The organism is Mycolicibacterium arenosum, assembly GCF_024320865.1.
GTDB lineage: Bacteria > Actinomycetota > Actinomycetes > Mycobacteriales > Mycobacteriaceae > Mycobacterium > Mycobacterium arenosum.
In genome coordinates, this window is record NZ_JANDBD010000003.1 from 49,876 (window position 1) to 68,210 (window position 18,335).

General features: G+C 68.5%; 18 protein-coding genes and 1 riboswitch. Of the genes, 6 read left to right on the top strand and 12 right to left on the bottom strand.

Translation table 11 applies throughout. From position 1 onward, the window contains the following. Positions 1-97 precede the first annotated feature (97 nt). From NM203_RS07460 to NM203_RS07475, 4 genes are read left to right on the top strand one after another with little or no spacing between them, the layout of a single operon-like run. Positions 98-1,345 carry a polyamine ABC transporter substrate-binding protein gene (locus tag NM203_RS07460; protein WP_255059194.1) on the top strand — a complete coding sequence of 416 codons (1,248 nt, stop codon included), beginning with the start codon at positions 98-100 and terminating at the stop codon, positions 1,343-1,345. 15 nt (positions 1,346-1,360) lie between these two features. Next, the gene (locus NM203_RS07465) at positions 1,361-2,251 is read left to right on the top strand and encodes an ABC transporter permease (protein WP_255059195.1); all 891 of its coding nucleotides are present in this window, start codon (positions 1,361-1,363) and stop codon (positions 2,249-2,251) included. Continuing rightward, complete coding sequence (locus tag NM203_RS07470; protein ID WP_255059196.1) at positions 2,248-3,141, top strand: ABC transporter permease; 894 nt, start codon at positions 2,248-2,250, stop codon at positions 3,139-3,141. Before NM203_RS07465 ends, NM203_RS07470 begins: the two co-directional genes overlap by 4 nt. A gap of 50 nt (positions 3,142-3,191) precedes the next feature. Continuing rightward, the gene (locus NM203_RS07475; protein ID WP_255059197.1) at positions 3,192-4,343 is read left to right on the top strand and encodes an aromatic ring-hydroxylating oxygenase subunit alpha; all 1,152 of its coding nucleotides are present in this window, start codon (positions 3,192-3,194) and stop codon (positions 4,341-4,343) included. Here the strand turns inward: NM203_RS07475 and NM203_RS07480 are convergent. From NM203_RS07480 to thiO, 11 genes are all read right to left on the bottom strand, one after another. Next, positions 4,340-5,767, bottom strand: a complete 1,428-nt coding sequence (locus tag NM203_RS07480) for a M28 family peptidase (RefSeq protein WP_255059198.1) — start codon at positions 5,765-5,767, stop codon at positions 4,340-4,342. The genes NM203_RS07475 and NM203_RS07480 overlap by 4 nt on opposite strands. Then, positions 5,764-7,260, bottom strand: a complete 1,497-nt coding sequence (locus NM203_RS07485) for a M28 family metallopeptidase (protein ID WP_255059199.1) — start codon at positions 7,258-7,260, stop codon at positions 5,764-5,766. The genes NM203_RS07480 and NM203_RS07485 overlap by 4 nt, the downstream gene beginning before the upstream one ends. A 60-nt stretch (positions 7,261-7,320) precedes the next feature. Beyond that, complete coding sequence (locus NM203_RS07490; protein WP_255059200.1) at positions 7,321-8,433, bottom strand: HTTM domain-containing protein; 1,113 nt, start codon at positions 8,431-8,433, stop codon at positions 7,321-7,323. Continuing rightward, positions 8,430-9,017, bottom strand: coding sequence for a hypothetical protein (locus NM203_RS07495; protein WP_255059201.1), 588 nt, complete (start codon positions 9,015-9,017; stop codon positions 8,430-8,432). The genes NM203_RS07490 and NM203_RS07495 overlap by 4 nt, the downstream gene beginning before the upstream one ends. Before the next feature lies 1 nt (position 9,018). Then, positions 9,019-10,581: a beta strand repeat-containing protein gene (locus NM203_RS07500; RefSeq protein WP_255059202.1), complete on the bottom strand. Its 1,563-nt coding sequence runs from the start codon at positions 10,579-10,581 to the stop codon at positions 9,019-9,021. A 577-nt stretch (positions 10,582-11,158) separates the two neighbouring features. After that, the gene (locus NM203_RS07505) at positions 11,159-11,917 is read right to left on the bottom strand and encodes an ABC transporter permease (RefSeq protein WP_255059203.1); all 759 of its coding nucleotides are present in this window, start codon (positions 11,915-11,917) and stop codon (positions 11,159-11,161) included. After that, entirely contained in the window at positions 11,914-12,828 is a 915-nt protein-coding gene (locus tag NM203_RS07510) for an ABC transporter ATP-binding protein (RefSeq protein WP_255059711.1), read from the bottom strand. Before NM203_RS07510 ends, NM203_RS07505 begins: the two co-directional genes overlap by 4 nt. Continuing rightward, positions 12,828-13,607: an SGNH/GDSL hydrolase family protein gene (locus NM203_RS07515; protein WP_255059204.1), complete on the bottom strand. Its 780-nt coding sequence runs from the start codon at positions 13,605-13,607 to the stop codon at positions 12,828-12,830. The genes NM203_RS07510 and NM203_RS07515 overlap by 1 nt, the downstream gene beginning before the upstream one ends. Next, positions 13,604-14,350 carry a thiazole synthase gene (thiG, locus tag NM203_RS07520; RefSeq protein ID WP_255059712.1) on the bottom strand — a complete coding sequence of 249 codons (747 nt, stop codon included), beginning with the start codon at positions 14,348-14,350 and terminating at the stop codon, positions 13,604-13,606. Before thiG ends, NM203_RS07515 begins: the two co-directional genes overlap by 4 nt. Before the next feature lie 46 nt (positions 14,351-14,396). Then, positions 14,397-14,594: a sulfur carrier protein ThiS gene (gene thiS / locus NM203_RS07525; RefSeq protein WP_255059205.1), complete on the bottom strand. Its 198-nt coding sequence runs from the start codon at positions 14,592-14,594 to the stop codon at positions 14,397-14,399. Further along, positions 14,591-15,598: a glycine oxidase ThiO gene (thiO, locus tag NM203_RS07530; protein ID WP_255059206.1), complete on the bottom strand. Its 1,008-nt coding sequence runs from the start codon at positions 15,596-15,598 to the stop codon at positions 14,591-14,593. The genes thiS and thiO overlap by 4 nt, the downstream gene beginning before the upstream one ends. Continuing rightward, positions 15,589-15,699, bottom strand: a riboswitch (TPP riboswitch). Its footprint overlaps the gene before it by 10 nt. Before the next feature lie 33 nt (positions 15,700-15,732). Here thiO and thiE point away from each other — a divergent pair. Further along, positions 15,733-16,395, top strand: a complete 663-nt coding sequence (gene thiE, locus NM203_RS07535) for a thiamine phosphate synthase (protein ID WP_255059207.1) — start codon at positions 15,733-15,735, stop codon at positions 16,393-16,395. On the opposite strand, the gene NM203_RS07540 is transcribed toward thiE, so the two are convergent. Next, complete coding sequence (locus NM203_RS07540; RefSeq protein ID WP_255059209.1) at positions 16,392-16,874, bottom strand: NUDIX hydrolase; 483 nt, start codon at positions 16,872-16,874, stop codon at positions 16,392-16,394. The two genes, thiE and NM203_RS07540, sit on opposite strands and share 4 nt — an antisense overlap. Before the next feature lie 138 nt (positions 16,875-17,012). Here NM203_RS07540 and glnX point away from each other — a divergent pair, with 138 nt between their 5' ends. After that, positions 17,013-18,332 (top strand): protein kinase G-activating protein GlnX, encoded by a 1,320-nt coding sequence (glnX, locus tag NM203_RS07545; RefSeq protein WP_255059210.1) that lies wholly within the window; start codon positions 17,013-17,015, stop codon positions 18,330-18,332. Positions 18,333-18,335: the final 3 nt, after the last annotated feature.

The window sequence follows — 18,335 nt, forward strand, 5'->3', positions numbered from 1 at the left end:
TCCCGCTGGAAAGGACCGTGAACGGTTGACTGAGCATTCAGTCTATGTGAGAGTAAACCCACGCGACACGCGCCGACAACCCTCGGGGAGGCCTTGAATGCCAGTGCCCATCGGACCCCGACGAGGCAGTCCCAACCGCCGCCAGTTCCTGCAGCGCGCCGCGATTCTGGCCGCTGGCGCACCGACTTTGGGCGCCCTCCTCGCGGCGTGTTCCAAGCCCGACTCCGCAACGTCGACGCCCACTCTGACCATCGCGGCGCCAGACAATCCCGTGACGTGGCCGATCGCCCCCGGTAACGAGCCGATCGGTGACGGGCTGGAACCGGAAAAGGGCCCGCTCAAGCTCTACAGCTACGCCGACTACTTCGCCCCCGACGCGCTGAAGTCGTTCGAGGACAAGTACAAGACGAAGGTCGAGGTGTCGACGTACAACGACGGCGGCGAGGCCTTGACGAAGCTGCGCAGCGGTGTCGATTTCGACGTCTACAACGCCAACTACACCGAGATCAGCCGGCTGGTGACCGGCGATCTGCTGCGCCCGCTGAACCACACCTACATCCCCGGCATCTCCAACGTGTGGCCGACGTTCGAAAACCCGTGGTACGACGGGGAGTGGCGCTACACCGTGCCGTACACCATCTACACCACGGGCATCGGCTGGCGGACCGACCAGGTGCCCGAGGACATCGGAGCCCTCGATAATCCGTACGACGCGTTCTGGGACACCAAGTACAAAGGCAAGGTCGCCGTCCTCGACGACTGGCACACCACCATGGCGATGGTCCTGCTGCGCCAGGGCATAACCGATATCAACACGTCCAACCCGGACGACCTGAAGATGGTCGGCGAGCAGTTGAAGGCGTTGGTGCAGGACACGTCTCCGCGCGTCACGATCACCGCCTACAGTGATCTGCCCGCCGGGCAGTTGGGTCTGGCGCAGATGTGGTCGGGTGACATCATCATGGCTCAGTCGTACCTGCCCGAGGGCACCGGCCCGGAGGTCCTGCGTTACTGGTTCCCGTCCGACGGCAAGGGCATGGTCGACAACGACATGCTCGTCACCCTCAAGGGCGGCAGGAATCCCGTGCTCGCCCACCACTTCCTCAACCACATGCTGGATCCCGAAGTGGCGATGCAGAACTACGCGCAGATCGGTTACCAGCCGCCGCAGAACTCGATCAACCCAGACAAGCTGGTAGCCGACGGGTTCATCCCGGAGAACCTCAAGGAGTCGATCGTCAAACCCGAGTTCTTCGACGCCGGTTACCGGGTGCTGGAGCTGGATGCCGCGAACGACGAAGCATGGCAGAACGTTTGGCGGACCTTCAAGGCCGGCGGGGCTTAACGCCCGGTGTTGCGGATGCGCACCCGCGCCCTGTGGCCCGCGCTCGCCGCGCCCGGCCTGATCTGGCTGCTGCTGTTCTTCCTCGCGCCGATGTACGTCGTGCTGTGCATCGTGTTCGGTCAAGTCGACCCGATCTTCCGCACCCCGGTTCCCACCTGGAATCCACTGCAGTGGGACCCGACTCAGTTCACCTACGTGCTCACCCGCATCGTCGGCGCCGACGGCGTCTTCGGTCCCGCGTTGCTGCGCACGGCGGTGTACGTGGTCGCAGCCAGCGCCCTGTGCCTGCTGATCGCGTTCCCGGTGTCCTACTACGTGGCCCGGCTCGCAGGACGCCGCAAGGGTCTGCTACTCGCACTGCTGATCGCTCCGTTCTGGATCAGCTACATGATGCGGATGTTCGCCTGGGTCAACCTGTTGCAGGACGACGGTCTGGTCAACGAGGTGCTGAGCTTCGGCGGCCTGTTCCAACCCGACATCGACTGGCTCACAGGACAACCCGTCGTCGTCATCCTCGGTCTGGTGTACGGGTACGTCCCCTACATGATCCTGCCGATGTACGCCGGGCTCGATCGGCTCTCCCAGCCCATGCTCGAAGCCTCGCGTGACCTGGGTGCCGACCGGCTGTCGTCGTTCTGGCGGGTGACGCTGCCGCTGTGCCGCCCGACGATCGTCGCCGCCCTGCTGCTGACGTGCCTGCCCATGCTGGGCGACTACTTCACCAGCGACATGCTGTCGGCCTCCCCGAAGACCGCGATGGTGGGCAACCTGATCAACAACAGCGTGCTGAGTCCGGGGCAGACCGGGCAGGCCGGCGCCTTCGTCATGCTGGTGTTCATCGCGGCGCTGCTGCCGATGCTGTACTACATCCGCGTGACGGGGCGCCGCGACGAGGTGGCGACGTGACACGACGCATCCGCGGTCCGATCGCATGGTGGAACGACCCGTGGCGACCACCGCGCGTGCTCGTCGCGGTCACGATCGGATACCTGCTGTGGTCGCTGCTGCCCGTGCTGGTGGCGGTGCTCTACTCCTTCAACGACGGCCGCTCGCGAACCACGTGGCAGGGCTTCTCCTTTCGCTGGTACTGGGGTGACACCACGCACTCGGTGTGGCACGACGCCTCACTGCACGACGCGTTGTTCCAGACCCTGAAGCTCGGTGTCATCGCCACGGTGATCACAGTGCCGCTGGGCGTGCTGTTCGCCATCGGCATCGACCGCTGGCGCGGGAAACTGCCCGCCGGCGCGAACTTCCTGATGCTCGTCGCGTTCGTGTTGCCCGAGGTGCTGCTGGCGGTCTCGCTGCTGTTCGTCATCACCACCGTGGCGCTGCCGATCCAACTCGGCACCACCGCCCAGGTGATCGGCCTGGTGACGTTCCAGGTGTCGTACCCCGCCGTGCTGGTGCGCGCCCGCCTGGCCACCATCGGACCCCAGTACGAAGAGGCCGCAATGGATCTCGGCGCATCGCCGTTCGGAGCGCTGCGCCGCGTCATCTTCCCGATGCTCACGCCCGCGGTCTTCGCCAGCACCGTGCTCGTGTTCGCCGACGTGATCGACGACTTCATCCTGGTGCGCTACCTGTCCGGGGGCGCCGACACCGAACCCGTGTCGGTGAAGATCTACAACACCGCACGGGGCGCTCCCACTCCCGCACTCAACGCGCTCGCCACACTGCTCCTGCTCACCGCGCTCGCCGCCGTCGTCATCGGGTACCTGGTGTTCCGCAGGATGACCCGCAACGACGACACCACCGCGGACCGCGGGATCGGCGCCTTCGCGGGCGAGATGTAGGTGGTGCTCAGCGGTAGACCGGATGCACGCTCAGCGACTATCCTGACTGTATGTTCAAACAGCAGCACGGTCCGGCGCCCGTCCCCGCCGACGAGCTCGCCGCCGCCCTTGCGCCGTTCGGACGGTCTCGCATGCTGCCGCGCGTCGCGTACACCGACGAGGCGGTCTTCGAGTGGGAACAGGCCAACATCTTCTCCGGATGGATCTGCGTCGGGCACGCCAGCGATCTGGTGGGTGCCGGCGCGCAGAAGGCCGTCGGATCGGGAGCCAACGGCGTGCTGCTGGTGCGCGGCGAGGACTCGCAGGTGCGGGCATTCGCCAACACGTGCAGACACCGCGGGCACGAGCTGCTCGCGTGCGGCGCGACGACCAAGCGGCGCACCATCGTCTGCCCCTACCACTCCTGGGCGTACCGGCTCGACGGGCAGGTGCGCAACGCGCCCGGCTTCTCCGACGACGACGGTTTCGACGCGGGCGAGTTCGGGCTCACCCCGCTACGGATCACCGACTGGCACGGTTGGCTGTTCGTCGACAGCAGCGGCGAAGGCGGTGAATTCGACAGCCACGTGGCGGGTCTGGAGGACGTTGTCGGCCCGTACCGGCCCGAGGATCTGACCGTGGTGGCCCGGCATTCCTACGAGCTGGCCACCAACTGGAAGATCATCGCCGAGAACTACCAGGAGTGCTACCACTGCTCGACGATCCACCCCGAGCTGTCCCGGATCAGCCCACCGACGAGCGGTGAGAACCTCGACCTCGAGGGCACGTGGATGGGCGGCTGGATGTCGATCATCGAGGGTGCCGACACGATGTCGCTGTCGGGTGCCAGCGGCGGGGTGGCGATCACGGGGCTCTCCGAGCACGAGCTGCGCAGCGTCATGTATCTGGTCGGCTACCCCAACCTCCTGGTCAGCCTGCATCCCGATTACGTGATGACACATCTCATGACGCCGCTCGCCGCCGACCGCACCCATGTCGAGTGCGCGTGGGCCTTCCCCGAAGAGGTTGCGGCGCAACCGGATTTCGATCCGTCCTACGCGGTGGACTTCTGGGATCTCACCAACCGGCAGGACTGGGCGGCGTGCGAGTCGGTGCAGCGCGGCCTCAGCTCACCTCACGCCAAGCCGGGTCCGCTGGCGCCCGACGAGGACGGCGTCTACCAGTTCGTCACGCGGGTGGCGACGGCCTATCGGGGCTGCTAGCCCCGCGCGGGCACCCCGTTGACGCCCCCGGTGGACCGCGCGTAGGTGTCCACGGCGAAGGCGACGGCGGGCCCGGTGATGCCCAGCGCCTCACGGTTGATGTCGTCGAGGGTGTCGCCGCGCGTGCGGTAGTTGGGGTCGAAGGGCTGACCGGCGCGGCCACCCCAGAGCCTGGCCTGCGTTTCTGATTTCCGTTGACTCGCACCGGTGGTCACGCCACCGATGGGAACGCCCGCCGACAGGAACGGGCTGTAGTTGCCGGCCCGGCTCAACGGCATGTCGGCCGGCCGCACTCCCGCCAGGTTCAGGTAGCCGGCCAACGTCCGTTCGATGGCGGCCGAGCCATCGGGCACCTTTGCAGCCGCGAAATCGGGGCTGGCGGCACCGGACTGATCGCCGTCGTAGGTGAAGTAACCGGCGTTGGGCGAGCCGAGCATATCGAAGTCGAGATACATCGCGATGTCGTCCAACCCCGAACGATCCAGCCCTGCAACATATTTGGTCACACCCTCGAGCCCCGCTCCGCCTGCACCCCAGAACGCGAACCGTACGGCGTTCGTCACCTGCGGCGACCCACCGAGCGCGACCGCCGTTTCGAGCACCGCCGCGACGCCGGTCGCGTTGTCGTTGACACCGGGGCTGCCCGCCGCCGCATCCAGATGCGCACCCGCCACGACGACGTTGCGGGCGTCCCCGGTCTTGGTCTGAGCCACCACGTTTCGAAACTTCACCCGGACCGTCTCGGCGTTGAGCACCAACTCAACCGGCGCCGACGTGCGGCGTAACGCGGCGTCGGCGGCCGCGTCGATCACCGCGACGGGGCTCGTCAACTTCTCGTAGTAACCGGTCGGGAACAGGCCGGCGCGCGCACCCGCGGTGCCGGTATCGCTGACCATCAGCACGCCCACCGCACCCTTAGCAACGGCGACGTTCTGCTTGTCGACGACCGAGCAGACGGCATCGTCGACGATCGCCAACGCGCCGCGGACGTCGACCCCGGCGTAGTCGGCCGCGGCACAGCCGGACGGTTTCGCCGGACGCAGCGTCACAGCGGACAGCCCGCCGGGCGGGGTCGACGTCAGCAGGGACGCCTGGTCGACGGCGAATCCGCGCGATCCGATCGTCAGCGTGGGCTTCCCCTCGCTCTTCAGCGCCAGCCGGTCGACTTCCGGCGTCTGCACGTCGAAGCCACTGTCGCGCAGCGTGTTCGCAACGTAGTCGACACTCGCGTCATAGCCCGACGTGCCCTCCGCGCGGCCACCCCTGCCCGCCAGCGTCAGTTCCGAGAGCTTCTCCAGCCGTGCCCACATGCCGTCGACGGTGACCTTCGACGCCAGTTCCTCGGGGTCGGGCGGATCGGCGGGCTGCGCCGAGCAGGCCGCGGCGACGAGGACGACACCGAGGAGCAGCGCCGCGCGCCTCACTGCTCGACCGCGTGACGGGTGCGGTCGTCGCGCACGGGCACGCCGTTGCGACCGGTCTGATCCTGCGCGTAGAGGCTCACCGCGTAAGCCGCCCCACGCCCCTGGATCTCCAATGAGGTGCGGTCGATGTTGTCGATGTTGTCACCGGGCTTGTGATAGTTCGGATCGAACGGCTCACCCGCGTCGCCGCCCCACAGTTCGGCCTCCTCGCGGCTCATCTTCTCCTCGGCGCCGGAGAACAGACCGCCAGCGGGGATCCCGGCCTGGGTGAACGCGTCGTAGTCGGACCTGCCGTCGAAATCGGTGTCCCGCGGCGGTTTTCCGGCACCCTGCAGGTAGGCGCCCAGCATGCGCTCGATACCCGCCGACCCCTCCGGCACTCGCGGTACGGCGTCGGTGCGCGGCGCCGACTGGTCGCCGTCGTAGGTGAAGTAGCCGGGATTGGGCGACCCGAGCATGTCGAAGTTGAGGTAGAGCGCGATGTCCTTGAGGGCGTCGAGGTCCAGCGTCCCGATGTAGTTCGCGGAGCCGATCAGCCCCTCCTCCTCGGCACCCCAGAACCCGAACCGCACCGCGTTCTTCACCGGAGGCGAGCTGCCCAGCTGGATCGCCGTCTCCAGGATGGCGGCCACCCCCGACCCGTTGTCGTTGATGCCCGGCCCCTCCGAAACGCTGTCGAGGTGCGCGCCCGCCATGACGACGTTCTGCGTGGAACCGGTCTTCGTCTGGGCGATGACGTTGCGCGTCCGTTCGACGCGCACACCCGCGTTCATCTTGATCACGGTCTCACCTGGGGTGGCGCGCAACCGCGCCCCGTCGGCCTTCCCGATGGACACGACGGGGATCTTGACGTCGGTGTCCTCGCCCAGGGTGCCGCCGCCTGGGGCGCCGTCCTCGTTGTTGGCGACGACGAGGGCCACCGCCCCGAGGCCCGAGGCGACCGTCTGCTTCACACCGAACGGGCAGGCGCCCCGGTCGACCAGGACGATCGCGCCCTTGACGTCGAGTCCGTCGTAGTCGCTCGCCGTGCACCCCGGCGTGTCGTCGGCGCGAACCGGCACCAACCGCGCGCTGACGCCCCCACCGGGGGTCCCGATGGTGAAACCGAGCGGCGCGGCCTTGACCTCCTGCCCGTCGACGGTGACCGACGGTTCGTCGGCGAACGGCAGTTTGACCTCGAATTCGTCGGTGTTGACGTCGAACCCGTTGTCCCGCAGCGTATCCGCCACATAGTCGACGCTCGCGGCGTAGCCGGGGCTGCCCAGCGCGCGATTGCCGCCGTTCGCGTCGGCGATCTCCTGGAGCTTGCGCAGGTGCCCCAGCATGGCGTCGGCGCGCACCATCCCCGATATGCCGGCCGCGTACTCCGTGGCGGGTGTGGAGGGCTGCGGTACGGGAGTCGAGGCGTCGGGCTGCGTGCTCTTGGTGCCGCACGCGGCAACCACCAGTACCACCGCCGTGAACACCGACACCATTCGAGAGCTGCAACGCATTTGCCCCAGATTAGTCACGCATGACGCCGGTGGGCACGGACCATGCCGAGGCGGCCCAGATTATCGAGGTGCCGGGGCGGCGGCGTCGGCCGGTTCGCGGCGGGCGTGCCTGCCAGTCGACACGGGCTCGGCCTCCTGTTCCGGCGCAGGGGGCCGCTGCACGACGAACACCGGGGCGGGCTCGGCGGCGTGCACCGGCTCCGGCGTCGACGGTGGAGTGTCGGCGGGCTGCCTGCGCCTGCGGAAGCGCGCGGTGAACGCGGCCGACCGACGTGCCATCGCATCCGCGATCGCCTGCGCACGTTCCGTCGGGACGAACGCCAGGTACATGACGAACATCGCGAGCGAGAAGAACCCCACGACGACGGTCAGCATGATCGACAGATGCAGCACCACTCCGGCGAACAGCACCTTCGCCCGCCATCGCCGGTTCCATACGAGCACGCCGATCGCGATTTCAACCGCCAGCGTGCCCCACGTCATCGCGTTGGCGATGACGGGCGTGTCGGAGACGAACCACGGCACCGGCAGGATCAGCATGTCGTCCAAGCGCAGGGTGTACCCGACGGCGGTGCCGGACTGCCACGTCTCGCCACGCAACTTCGCGATGACGGTCGAGATGTAGATCACCGAGACCTGCACCTGCATCAACCTCAGTGCCCAGAGCGACTTCTCCTGCGAGGTCCAGAACGAACCGGTCCGCCTACGCTGATCCAGCGACAGGGCCGCACCGCAGGGAGACAGCGCCATCAGGAGCGCCTCGATCCGGATGAGTCCGTCACCGGCGTTGAAGATCCACGGGTTCCGTCGTTCGAACGAGAAGATCAGGATGAATACGACGATCGCAGCGAATCGACTGTGCCAGCCGAAGATCAGAGCAACCGAGGCGATCATCAACGCCAGCCAACCCACCAGCAAGGCGCTATCGGACGGGAATAGCTTGAACACCGACCACATGAACGGGACGTTCGGCGGCACCGGATAGAAGCCGCTGCTGCCGAATCGCACGTAAAGGTCCCGACCCACCTCCAGCGCCCAGAAGAAGACCAGGACGCCGAACGCCATCCGGACGATCCCCAGCGTGTAGGCCGGCTGCACGGTGAACCAGAAGCCTCGCCACGCTGCGACCCCGGCCTGCGCCCGGACCCTCAGCGCCGTCATCGGACTGTTCACGACGCCTTCTCGAAGATGCGGTCGTACAACAACTTCCGTTCCCTCTTGTTGGGGCCGTCGGCACCGGGTGCCGGCGTCGTCCGGGTGTCACGCACCATCCACACGCGGAGCGGCTTCTCGCCCGGCTGAGTCAGCTGACGCACCACCCACATAGCGAAGGCGGGCCGCAGCTGCGCTTCGTTGAGGAGTTGCTCCTTCAGCTTGCGCCAGCGGTCGTAGTGAAACGACCCGAGGATGTCGCGGTCGCGGTCGAACGTCCACACGCGCCGTAGCCCGCTGTCGAACTGCACGTAGGTCTCGATCTCGGACACCGCCCTGGGCGGATCGGGAGAGAACATCCGCCAGCTCTGATCCAATCCGGTCGCGCGTGCGACCGGCAGCAGAGACGGGTTCAGCGCCCTCTTGATCGGCGAGTCGGGAATGCTCCACACGGCGGCCACAATCAGCGCGATGATGATGAACCCGCTGACCATCACCTCTCGGAGGCGCGACCAGCGATCAGAGCGCGGTCGTTCCTCTACGGCACCTTCCTCGACGCCGTCCTCGGCCACCTCCTTCGGTGGCCGGCGCGCGTAGGTCACCATCTCAGGTCAGCCACCAGCCCGAGGTGGTGGAACTGCTGCTGCCGCCGCCGGTGCCGCCGCCGAAGATCAGATTGACCACCGACGTCACCAGGTTGATGACGAAGTTGATGACGTTGCCGATCAGCGTCGAGAGGAACTGGAAGAACCGCGCGATCGGGCCCGGAGTGGGCCCGTCGGTGGTCGACCCGGTGAGAGTCGAGGCGGTGGTGACACCCGTCAGGGACGTCACCCCGGTCAACGTCGACTCGGTGGTGGCCAGATCGGTCGTCAGCCCGGTCACGTCGGTGGTCAACCCGGTCAGCGTCGACTCGGTCGTCGCCAGATCCGTCGTCAGCCCGGTCACCCCCGTCACGTCGGTGGTCAACCCGGTCAGCGTCGACTCCGTGGTCGCCAGATCCGTGGTCAGCCCGGTCACCCCGGTCACGTCGGTGGTCAACCCGGTCAGCGTCGACTCCGTGGTCGCCAGATCGGTGGTCAGCCCGGTCACGTCGGTGGTCAACCCGGTCAACGTCGACTCCGTGGTCGCCAGATCCGTGGTCAGCCCGGTCACCCCGGTCACGTCGGTGGTCAACCCCGTCAACGTCGACTCCGTGGTCGCCAGATCGGTGGTCAGCCCCGTCACATCGGTGGTCAACCCGGTCAACGTCGACTCCGTCGTCGCCAGATCCGTGGTCAACCCGGTCACCCCGGTGACATCGGTGGTCAACCCCGTCAACGTCGACTCCGTGGTCGCCAGATCGGTCGTCAGCCCCGTCACGTCGGTGGTCAACCCCGTCAACGTCGACTCCGTGGTCGCCAGATCCGTGGTCAACCCGGTCACCCCGGTCACGTCGGTGGTCAACCCCGTCAACGTCGACTCCGTCGTCGCCAGATCCGTGGTCAACCCGGTCACCCCGGTCACGTCGGTGGTCAACCCCGTCAACGTCGACTCCGTCGTCGCCAGGTCCGTCGTCAGCCCCGTCACGTCGGTGGTCAACCCCGTCAACGTCGACTCCGTGGTCGCCAGGTCCGTGGTCAGCCCCGTCACGTCGGTGGTCAACCCCGTCAACGTCGACTCCGTCGTCGCCAGATCGGTGGTAAGACCCGTCAGCGATGTCAGGCCGGTGAGCCCGAAAAGACCGGACTCCTCGGACCCCGAGATGCGTCCGCCCGCGCCGCCCGTCGTACTCACCACGGCACCCGAGGTACCCGAGGTCGTTCCGTCCGTCGTGCTCCCCGACGTGGTGCCGGTGCCGTCCCCGGTCCCAGTGGTCTCGGCGCCACCGAACGTGGAGTCGGTCGTCGTGGAGTCGGTCGTGGAACCAGCCGTCGTGGAGTCCGCCGTCGTGGAATCACTCGTCGTTCCCCCGGTCGTGCCGTCACCGGAGGTATCCCCAACAGGTCCGAGCGGAACGGGCACCCCGATCACCGCCAGTTCGACGTCCGGTTGGGGCGGCGCTTGAGTCGCAACGCCAAGCGAGAACGCCAAGCCACCCGCCACCACCGAGGCGCCAACCGTCCGGGTGGAGGAGCGCATCGTGGTCGACGCCGGCTTGCGCACATTCTTCTTGGAGTGCTTACCCATGCCCGAAATGCCTCCTCAACGCCGGCTACTCGGTGGCCGAGGGTCAAATGTAGGACTTTGCTTTCACGGAAGTCAATATTCGCCACGCTGCGCGTATCGGCCACATCGCGACCGCTGCAGAGCGCGAACATCGGGCCGAAACTGTCGCTGACGGAAGCGGATTTCGACCCCATGCGGCCTACAGCCGTTGTCCACACTGCGTGCTGATTGTGCTGTTAAAACCGTCATATCAGTAATGCGATCCACTCCCGTCGGCGGCCTGGGAGTCGACCTGGACACCAATTGATTAGGTTCTCTTTGAAAGGTGATTCGCGCGATTCGGACTTAGCCAGAAAGTTAGCCATAGGGCATTCAGGCACCGTGGAAAGTGGTTGCCAAAACTGCAATCGACGAACACGTCAGCAGGGTCCTTACAGGAGGCTGCCAAGCTCGCTCAAGCGACATCGCTGCAGTACGCAGGCCTCGCGAAGGGCAAGCCGCTCCGCCCCGAGCCAGATGTGACCTACACCACAGTAGGTTTTTGCTGAATTCTCACCTGAGAGCCAGCTCAGCAACGCCGGATCGCGGTCCGATCCCGTCAGGCGTCGCGACGATTCACCACGATGACCGCCGCTGCTGCGGCAGCCCCGACGATCACCGCGAAATACACCAGAGATCCCACCGGCCCCCACGGCATCACGTACGTGGGGAACAACCAGGGCACATCGGTGTAGATGAACGCGTTGACGAACGGCAGGAAGGGGCCCACCTCGGTGCCGAAGTTCGGCAGATTACCGACCACCGGTTCGACCACCAGCGGCCACAGCAGTAGCAGCGCAACGGCGCCAGCGGTGTGACGCAACAGGGCACCGACGGATACGCCGAGCACCGCGGCAAGTGCCGCGTAGAGTGCGACCGCACCCGCCACCCGCCACACCCCTGAGTCGGTCAACGACAGTCGCGTCGTTTGCAGCGGCTCGGAGGTGAGCCGCGCCATGACGACCGCCGCGAGGACGAGCGCCGCCGAGTACACACTCGAAAGCGCAGCCGCCACAACAGCCTTCACCGCGAGCACCATCGTCCGGTTCGGCGTCGCAGCGAACGTCGTCCGCATCATGCCGGTTCGATACTCCCCCGTCACGACCATGGCGGACAAGATCATGAGAATGGGGACCCCGAATACGGCCACGCCGATGCTCACCTGTTCGGGAGCCAGTCCCGCTGTTCCGTAGGCCGCCGCTCCCTGCAGCGCCGCGACCCCGATGCTCAACACCGCGGCGAGCAATGCGGACCACAGGGGCGACCGGATGGTCGACAGCTTGATCCGTTCGGCGTTGAGGACTGCGAGCATCGTCACGATGGGCCTCCCGAGCGGTACTCGACGTCCGCCTCGGTGAGCCGCATGTACGCGTCCTCGAGCGAGGCGTGCCGCACGCTGAGCTCGTGCAGCACGATCCCGTTCCGCGCCGCGACCTCGCCGATGACCTCGATCGCCGCACCGCGGACCGACACCCCGGAACCGTCCGTCTCCGCAGTCACCTCGATGCCGGCTTCCACCAGCAGCCTGCTCAGCGTGTCCAACTGCGGGCTGCGCACCCGCACCGCGTCGACGCCGGAGTGGCTGACGAAGTCGGCGACCGTCGTCGACGCGATCAACCGGCCGCGGCCGATGACGACGAGCCGGTCGGCGGTGCTGGACATCTCGGCCAGCAGGTGACTCGACACGAACACGGTTCGGCCGTCGGCCGCCAGCGTGCGCATCAGGGTGCGCACCCACCGGATGCCCTCGGGGTCCAGGCCGTTGACCGGCTCGTCGAACAACAGCACCGGTGGGTCGCCGAGCAGTGCCGCGGCGATTCCGAGCCGCTGGCTCATGCCGAGCGACAGCGTGCCCGCGTTCCTATCGGCGGCGGACGCGAGCCCGACGATGTCGAGCACCTCGTCGACGCGGGTGACGGGAATCCGGTTGGTGGCCGCCAGCCATCGCAGATGGTCGCGCGCCGACCTGTTCGGGTGGACCTGCTTGGCGTCGAGCAGCGCGCCGACGGTACGCAGCGGCTCGTCGAGTTCGCGGTAGACGCGGCCGCCGATCGTCGCGGTGCCCGACGTCGGACGGTCCAATCCCAGAATCATCCGCATCGTGGTCGTCTTGCCCGCACCGTTGGGACCCAGGAACCCGGTCACCACACCCGGCTCGATCGTGCAGCTCAAATCATCGACCGCACGGATGCGGCCGAAAGTCTTGGTCAAGCCGGATAATTCGATGATCACGAGTCGCCGCTCACCTTAGCGACCACCAGGTCGGCGACGGCGGCCATCCCCGCCGCGTTGGGGTGCAGCGGCGCGACCCGGCCCGGCCACGGCAGCCCCGGCCGCGTGGTCCAAGGGTCGGCCGACCAGGCGTGGTGGTCACCGCTCGCGGCGTCCACGCTCACCAGCTCGCATCCCGTCTCCGCGGCGGCCTCGGAGGTATGCCGTGCCAGCGTCGCGGCGACGTGTCTGCCGAGATCGGCGTCGGCGTCGGACAGCGGTGCCGCAGGTGTGCCGGGCGGCGGCAGTAGCGTCAAGTAGTCGACGAACAGCACCCTGGCTTCCGGTGCGCGGCGGCGTATCTCGCGCCCGACCGTCCGCAGCGACTCCGCGACGACGCCCAGCGCAGCGTCCCTGGCTCCGGGGTCGAGCAGGTCTCGCACGGTCCTGCCGAGGACGGGCACCGACCGCAGCACTCGAGGCAGGCTCGCCGCGAACAGCAGCGGGACGTATCTCACGTCGTTCCCGCCGATCGTGATCGTGACGAGGGTCTCCGAGCCGTCGAGAGCGGCGATCTGCGGGGGTGCGCCGCGCTGCGAGTCGGCGAGCACGTGCGCCGTCGTCGCACCCGAGAACGTGACGTCGACGAGGTCGTAGCCGCACCGCTCTGCCACCAGGTGCGGGTAGTTGCGGGCTGATCGCCCGGAGCCGCGGGGCGCGCCGTCGGCCTCGGGTCGGATTCCCGGTCCTGCCGCCATCGAGGAACCGAGCGCGACGTAGCGCCTGCCCGCCGTCACGGGCTGGTCGGGCTGGACGCCTGGGCCCAGAATCTCTTGGGGATGCGGCCCGCCCGCCGCGCCAGGTGGCCCGCGGTGACCGCAGCCGCCATCGCCGCGGCCATCATCGGCGGGTCGGCGGCCCTGGTCACCGCGGTGGCCAACAGCACGGCGTCGCACCCCAGCTCCATCGCGAGCGTCGCATCGCTGGCGGTGCCGATACCGGCGTCGAGGATGACCGGCACGCCCGCGCGCTCCACGATCAGCTCGATGTTGTGCGGGTTGGCGATGCCGAGGCCGGTGCCGATCGGCGAACCGAGCGGCATCACCGCCGCACAGCCGATGTCCTCGAGTCTGCGGGCGAGGACCGGGTCGTCGTTGGTGTAGGGCAGCACGACGAAACCGTCGTCGACCAGTCGTTCTGCCGCCCTGACCAATTCGATCGCGTCTGGCAGTAGCGTGCGCTCGTCGGCGATCACCTCGAGCTTGACCCACTCCGTGCCGAGCGCTTCACGCGCCAACCGCGCGGTCAGCACCGCCTCGGCGGCACCGCGGCAGCCCGCGGTGTTCGGCAGCGGCGTGATGCCCAGGCGGTTCAGCAGATCCAGCACCCCCGTGCCGCCGTCGGCGTCGACCCGGCGCATGGCGACGGTGGTCAGTTCGGTGCCCGATGCGACGAGGGCCGCTTCGAGCACCGCCAGGTTGGCCGCGCCGCCGGTGCCCATGATGAGTCGCGAGCCGAACGCGCGGCCGGCGATCGTCAACGCGTGCTCGGCGAATTCCCCGGTCGCTTCGCTCCTGCCCGCCGGTCTAGCCACCCTGCACCGCCGTCACGACCTCGACCCTGGCCCCGTCACTCAGCGGCAGCTCCCACTCCGAGCGCGGCAGCACCGACCAGTCGACCGCGACCGCGATGCCCTTCTCCGGAAAACCCTGTGCATCAAGCAGTCCCGCCACGGTCGTGTGCTCGGCGAGCTCGACCGTCTCGCCGTTGACGATGACCTTCACGCGAGCACTCCCACCTTCAACTCCGCCGCGATGCGCTCCGCGGTCCACGGCGCGAGCAGGAAGCCCGACCGGCCGTGACCCACCGCCACCAGTGTGCGCTCGTCGAGCCTACCGACGAGGGGCACGTTGTCCGGAGTCATCGGACGCAGGCCCGCCGCGCACTCGGCGAGTTCGTACTCCCCGAGGGCGGGCGCGACCTCACACGCGTCGTCGAGCAGATCCCGCACGCCCGACACCGACGGTGCGGTGTCGCGGCCGTGCTCGTACTGCGTTGCGCCGACCACCACGCCGTCGGGGCGCGGCACCAGGTACACCTGCCTACCGTGCACGCGGGCTCGGATCACCCGCTGCGGCACCGGCATACAGCCGCGTCGCCACCGCAACCGCAACACCTCGCCCTTGACGGGCCGGATCGGCAGTCCGGGCCACAGCGCGGGTGCGTCGATGCCGTTGGCGAGCACGGTGACATCGGCGTCGCGTGTCTCGTCGACCGAATCGACGGGCGGTGCCCAGACCACGCCGAGCGCCTCGCACTGCTCGGCAAGCGCGGCCACCAGAGCCCGATTGTCGACGGCCAGTTCGGTTTCCGCGCGGAAACCGTGCCGGATGCCACGGGCCAGCAGCGGTTCGAGGTCGCGGGCGGCGGTGGTGGGTTCGACGGGGTGGCCCTGCGCGGCGAGCCACGTCGCCACGGTTCTGAGGTCCTCGGCGTCGGCGCGGTCGACGGCGACCACCAGTGACTCCCGTGCCGTCACCACCTCGGGTGGCAGGCCGTCCAGAAAGCCCTCACGCCAGAGCCGCAACGACTCCAGCCCGATCCGCAGCAGGTGCTCCTCGCCGGGCCAGCCCTCGCTGTGGGGCGCGAGCATGCCGCCTGCCACCCAGGAGGCGCCGCGGTCCTCGGTCCGGTGCACCCGCACCGACCAGCCGTCGAGCGCGGCGCGCCGTGCCACCGACAACCCGATGACACCACCGCCGATGACGGCCAACGAACCCGACTTCATGTTCTCCTTCCTTCGCCGGCATGACCCGGATCAGGTGTGACGGTAAGGGCGGCGCAGCCCACTCTCAGTCCCCGGTCCTCGGGACTCCCGTGTCGCGTGAGCCAGCGTACCCGCCGATCGCTAGCCTTCGCGTTGTGCAGCATCCCCGCGATCGCCTCGCAGACGCCCGGCTCTACCTCTGCACCGACGCCCGCCGGGAACGCGGTGATCTGGCCGAGTTCGCCGACGCCGCGCTATCGGGCGGTGTCGACATCGTGCAACTGCGCGACAAGGGCTCCGTCGGCGAGCAGCGCTTCGGCGCCCTGGAGGCGCGCACGGAACTGGCCGCGCTCGAGGTGCTCGCCGACGCGGCGCGGCGGCACGGCGCGCTGCTGGCCGTCAACGACAGGGCCGACGTCGCGAAAGCGGCGGGCGCCGACGTCCTGCACCTCGGTCAGGACGATCTGCCGCTGGCCGTCGCGCGCGACATCGTCGGACCCGATGTGCTGATCGGACGCTCGACGCACGACGAGACCCAGGCCGCCGCGGCCGGCGCCGAGGACGTCGAGTACTTCTGCGTCGGCCCGTGCTGGCCCACCCCGACGAAGCCGGGCCGAACCGCACCCGGCCTCGATCTGGTGCGGGCCGCCGCAGCGAGCGCCCCGGCCGTTCCGTGGTTCGCGATCGGGGGCATCGACCTGGAGCGCGTTCCCGAGGTGGTGGCCGCGGGCGCGACGCGCATCGTGGTGGTCCGCGCGATCACCGGCGCGGACGATCCCGCCGCCGCGGCGCGGGCACTGGTGGCGGCGCTGGGTTAGTGCTGTTGGTCGCCCTGGAGCACCGCGCGCAACGCGTCCCAGCTGGCCGCGAAGCCGGGGTGCAGGGGCAGCGCGGCCACCTCGTCGACGGCCACCCAGCGCAGCTCGGAGCTCTCCCGGTTGGGCACGGTGGCGAGCATCTCGGCCGCGTCGGCGATCACGGTCGTGTAGGTCCACTCACCGCCCGACGCGGTCGCGGTGACGACGGTGGTGCGCACGGTCATCATGTCGGCGGCCAGGCCCGCCTCCTCGTGCGCCTCGCGCACGGCGGCCTCCTCGACGGTCTCGTGACTGTCCCTCGCCCCGCCGGGCAGGCCCCACGTGCCACCCTGATGGCTCCACGGCGCGCGGTGCTGAAGCAGCACCGCCGGCGTTCCGTCGGCGAGCGGTGCGCGCAGCAGCAGACCCGCCGCACCGTAGACGCCCCAGAAGTGGCCGCCGTCTTCGGAAAACACCCATCCATCACCGTCCCCGCGCACGTTGTTCAGGATAGGGAACGGGCGCCGCTCGCGACTGCGCGACATCGCGCTTCCCGATAAGCAGCCCTTTCCAGCAATCTGCTCTTAGACTTTCTTCATACAAGGTGGAGGAGACGGGAAGATGAGGTCCGCGCACAGGTGACTGTGGAGTTGGCGCACCCTTCGACCGAGCCGATGGCGTCGCGGTCGCCGACCAGTCCCGCGCACCCTCGCTGGTGGTTCCTCTGGACCACGCCCGGTCGGATCCTGACCATCGGCGTCGTGCTGTCGGCGCTGGTGATCGCATGCGCGTTCGCGACGTCGACCACCATCAACAACCGCCAGCAGGCGCTCACCACCGTGCTCGAGCACACCGAACCCCTGGCGTCGGCGGCCGGCCGGCTCTACACGACGCTGTCCGTCGCGGACGCCGCGGCGGCGACGGCGTTCATCGCGGGCACCGAGCCGCGGCCGGTGCGGCAGCGCTACGAGCAGGCGATCACCGACGCCGCGGTCTCCGTCACGCTGGCCTCGAGCGGGCTCACCGACCCGGAGATGATCCACCTGCTCGGCGAGATCAACGGCCAACTCGCGGTGTACACCGGCCTGGTCGAGACGGCGCGTACGAACAACCGGGCGGGGAATCCGGTCGGCTCGTCGTATCTGTCGGAGGCGTCTGGGCTCATGCAGACGGAGATCCTGCCCGACGCGCAGCGGCTGTACGAGGAGACGTCGAAGCAGGTCGACGTCGAGACCACGGCGTCGACGCGCATCCCGGCACCGGTGATCCTGGTGGTGCTGGCGACGCTGCTGTTCGGCGCATTCGCCAACCGGTGGCTGGCGCGTCGCACCCGGCGCCGGGTGAACATCGGCTTCGTCGCGGGCGGCATGGCGGTGCTGATCATGATCCTGTGGGTCGGCACGGCCCTGGTGATCTCGACCTCGGCGAGCCGCAGCGCCAAGAGCACCGCGGCCGAGTCGCTCAAGACCATCACCTCAATGGCGATCACCGCGCAGCAGGCGCGCGCCGACGAGACGCTGTCGCTGATCCGGCGGGGCGACGAGGGCGCGCGCAAGCAGTCGTACTACCAGCGCATCGACGTCATGCAGCAGCAGCTGTCGGACTACCTCGGCCGCGAGGACGCGATCGACAAGGCCGACCTGGCCGACGCCGAACAGCTGTTGCGACGCTGGCGGGCCGCCGACGACCGCATCAACGCCTACATCGCGGTCGGTGACTACCAGAAGGCCACCCAGGTCGCGCTCGGCACCGGCGAGGACGACTCCACGCCGGCGTTCGAGAAGCTCGACGCCGCGCTGTCGAAGGGCATCGAGGAGAGTCGGCAGCAGTTGCGCAACGACATAGTCAGCGCCCGCACGGTGCTGTCGGGCGCCACCGTCGGCGCCGCCGCACTGAGCGTGATCGCGGCCATCGCCGTGACGTTGGGGCTGTGGCCCCGGTTGAGCGAGTACAGATGATGG